Raw genomic sequence first — 3,288 nt, forward strand, 5'->3', positions numbered from 1 at the left:
GGGAGGTGGGCGGATGAGGGGTCGTGGCGCCGATGCTGCGGGGTTCAGCCTTGTCGAAGTAGTCATCGCGATGTTCTTGTTGGGTGTCATCGCGATCGCGTTGTTGCCCGGCCTAATTAACGGGATCCGTTACTCGTCCGAACAGACGACAGTCGCGACTGCCACGCGACAGCTCAACTCGCTCATTGAAGAGGCCCGACGTGCACCCTCTTGCGGTGCTCTCACCACGGCAGCGACACCCAAGACGTTCCAGGACGGTGCTGGCCGAGACTTCACGACGCGCGGGACACCGGGGCCATGCGTGCCCTGTTCGGCAAAGGGCGGCATCGCCGTCCCTCTCACCCTTACCGCGACCCAGGACGGCCGTTCGCTCGCGACGGTGTCGGCGCTGATCTATGTGGCTGGTGCGAAAGCAGCGACGCCATGTTCGTGAACCGAGAGAGTGACGAGTCAGGGCTCAGCTTGATCGAACTCATCGTCGGCATCGTCGTGTCGACGATCGTCCTCACCGGGATCGCCTCGGTGCTCATCAACTCCTGGCTCACTCAAGACGACGTGTTGTCGACGAGCGAGGCCACAAATCGAGGCCAGCTGATCAGCCTGCAGATCGAGCGAGCGGTCAGGAACGGCATCGCGGCGGAACCACGCAACTCGGGCACGGAACTGTGGGTGCACACGGCCTTCAACAGACCCGCAAACGCCGATCCCCGCACCTGTCAAGCGTTCAAACTCGGCGGCGGCAAGGCCGCAATGATGTCGGCGCCTGATCATCTCTCTCTTGCCACGTGGGGATCCTGGCTGGATGACAGCGAGCAGGCGTGGCATGTCGAAGTGAAGCCAGTGGGCACGGCACCGATCTTCTCAATCACCGGTACGACCGTGACGTACTCCTTCAAGATCGAGACGGACTCCGCTCCGGTGTTGTTCGGGGGAGCCGTGTCTCTGCGCACCTCGTCGATGGGAGCGACGTCACCATGCTGGCCCTGATCCGCAGGAGATATGAGGCAATGGCTCACCCAGATGAGGATGGTGCCGTGCTCGTGACCGTTGTCGTCGTCATGCTGGTCGGATTCGTGATCGCGGTCACCATCGCTGCAAGCGTCATGTTCACGATCGGTGCCAACGCTGACAACAAGGACCAGACGCAGGCATTCATCGCGGCCGAGTCGGGACGTGACGCTGCGCTGGCGCACATTGCAGCGGGGTGCAACGCCGCCGCGTTCCCGTTGAAGCCGACCGGCGGCGACGTCGATTACTCTGCGACGATCGCAGTGACGACGGGAACCCAGCCCGTCGCTCCCACTTACGCCGGCGCCACCACGGGCTGCCCCACTGCGTCGACGACGTACATCGTCGTGACCTCTGCCGGAACGGGACCGGACGGATCGAGCACGACGATCGACTCCGTCTACCTGTGGGACAAGGTTCCGGAACTCCAGGCGGGCGGTGTTCTTGCCTACTTCGCAGGCAGCGTCTCGATGCGTGCCAATTACACGGGCGACATCGTCGTCCGGACCGACAGCTACACCTGCGCGAACGACGGCACGATCAACGGGAGCCTGTACGTGACTCGTGGCAGCGTGACCCTGAGTCGCGCCTGCGTGATCAACGGCAACGTGTGGGCTCGGGACGATGTTGACGCGTCATCGCAGCAGGTTCAGGTCACCGGGGACGTCAAACTCGGCCGCGACCTCAAAGCGACTTCGAATGGGAGCATCTTCGGTACTTCGACGAGCGGCGGCAACATCGAAGCGGGAGGAAAGATCACGCTCACCGACACCGGGTCGACCACGGGCAAGGTGTACGGCAAGCTCACCGCGGGGGGACAGATCAGCGTCGGTTCGAAGTGGACCGTCGGCAGTCAGGCACCGGCAGGCACGCCCATCCCCGCATTCCAGCCCAGTCTCGAGTTCATTCGCTCGATCACGCAATGGATCGATCTGGATGAGAACTCGGGGTGGAACCTGGCGGGAGCTCCGATCAATGCGTGCAGTCTGAGCTCGAGTCAGTTGACCGCGAAGCTGACGGACGGCGGCACAACCCCGATCATGCTGGACTTCCGGGCGTGCACGACGTCTCACACCGATATCAGCTTGGGTGGCATGTCCAGCAACGTCGTCACAAAAGATGCGATCTTTCTCGCCCCTCCGGGCAAGACGATGAACGTGAGCCTCGACCAGAATCTCTCCGGCGGCAAACAGCTCGTATTCGTCCACGAGGACGCGAGCCGCGACCTCGTGGACGGAGACCGTGTGCCTGACTGCGGGTCGACGGGGCGAGACAACTTCAGCATCGCGAACGGCGCCAATGTGACGGGTGTCAAAGTCATGGTGTACACGCCATGCGGTCTGAACGGGAACGTGCGCGAGAGCTTCACCGGGCAGCTCTACTCGAAGGATGCAAGCGGGGTTACCTTCAACGCAGCCGCCACGTACACCTGTGCGCTCATGAGCTGGCCCGACGCGTTCAAGAAGCTTGGGTGCAAGGTCCTGGGTGACGGCTCAGACAGCGTCGTCGAGACTGTGATCGTTCAGAAGCTCGGGGCGCGTGTCTCCCAGACAGAGCGGTAGCCTTCGCGGATGCCTACTTCTCTCGTCATCTTCCTCGTCATCGTCGCCGGGGTGTTCGGCCTGCTCATCGGGTCGTTCCTGAACGTGGTCGCGTACCGCGTGCCGGCGAAGGTGTCGCTGATGCGCGAGAGCCGCTGCCCGCATTGCGACACGGCCATCAAGCCGTGGCACAACGTGCCGGTGCTCGGGTGGATCGCGCTGCGCGGCCGCTGCGCGAACTGCAAAGCGCCGATCTCGCCGCGCTACCCGATCGTCGAGGCGATCACGGGCCTCGCGTTTGCGCTGATCACGTGGGTGGGGCTCGCCTACCCGGCGGTGCTCGGCGCGTCGACGAGCTCGACGACCGGGAGCGGCATCGCTCTCGCGCTGATCATCGTCGCGTTCCTGTACTTCGCCGCCATCAGCATCGTGCTGACGCTCATCGATCTCGACACGCACCGGCTGCCCAACGCCATCGTGCTGCCGAGCTATCTGGTCGCCGGCATCCTGTTCACGACCGCGGCGGCACTCACGGGGGACTGGGGGTCCCTGCTGCGCGCCGCCATCGGAATGGCCGTGCTCTACGCGTTCTACGCGATCCTGCGCCTCGCCCGACCGGGCGGCATGGGCGGCGGGGACGTCAAGCTCGCGGGAGTCGTCGGCATCCACCTCGGCTGGATCGGCTGGGGCGCACTCGCCGTCGGAGCGTTCGCCGCGTTCCTGTACGGCGGACTGTTCG

4 protein-coding genes are annotated in these 3,288 nt (G+C 64.2%); all 4 read left to right on the forward strand.

The genetic code is table 11. From position 1 onward, the window contains the following. Nucleotides 1-433 (forward strand): type IV pilus modification PilV family protein (locus ACTHNQ_RS10205; protein WP_440333270.1); only part of this gene is annotated, 433 nt, incomplete at its 5' end. Then, a complete protein-coding gene (locus ACTHNQ_RS10210) occupies nucleotides 424-987 on the forward strand; it encodes a PilW family protein (RefSeq protein ID WP_440333271.1) in 564 nt (187 codons plus the stop codon). The genes ACTHNQ_RS10205 and ACTHNQ_RS10210, both read left to right, overlap by 10 nt. 47 nt (nucleotides 988-1,034) lie before the next feature. Then, nucleotides 1,035-2,570, forward strand: a complete 1,536-nt coding sequence (locus ACTHNQ_RS10215) for a hypothetical protein (protein ID WP_440333272.1) — start codon at nucleotides 1,035-1,037, stop codon at nucleotides 2,568-2,570. 9 nt (nucleotides 2,571-2,579) lie between these two features. Continuing rightward, nucleotides 2,580-3,288: prepilin peptidase (locus tag ACTHNQ_RS10220; RefSeq protein WP_440333273.1), on the forward strand; the 709-nt coding region annotated here is incomplete at its 3' end.

It is taken from the genome of Microbacterium sp. (assembly GCF_051953575.1).
Lineage (GTDB): Bacteria > Actinomycetota > Actinomycetes > Actinomycetales > Microbacteriaceae > Microbacterium.

What these genes read in the sequence shown, in the direction of transcription:
- ACTHNQ_RS10210 (WP_440333271.1), top strand. Translation starts at nt 424, where the DNA reads ATGTTCGTGAACCGAGAGAGTGACGAGTCAGGGCTCAGCTTGATCGAA.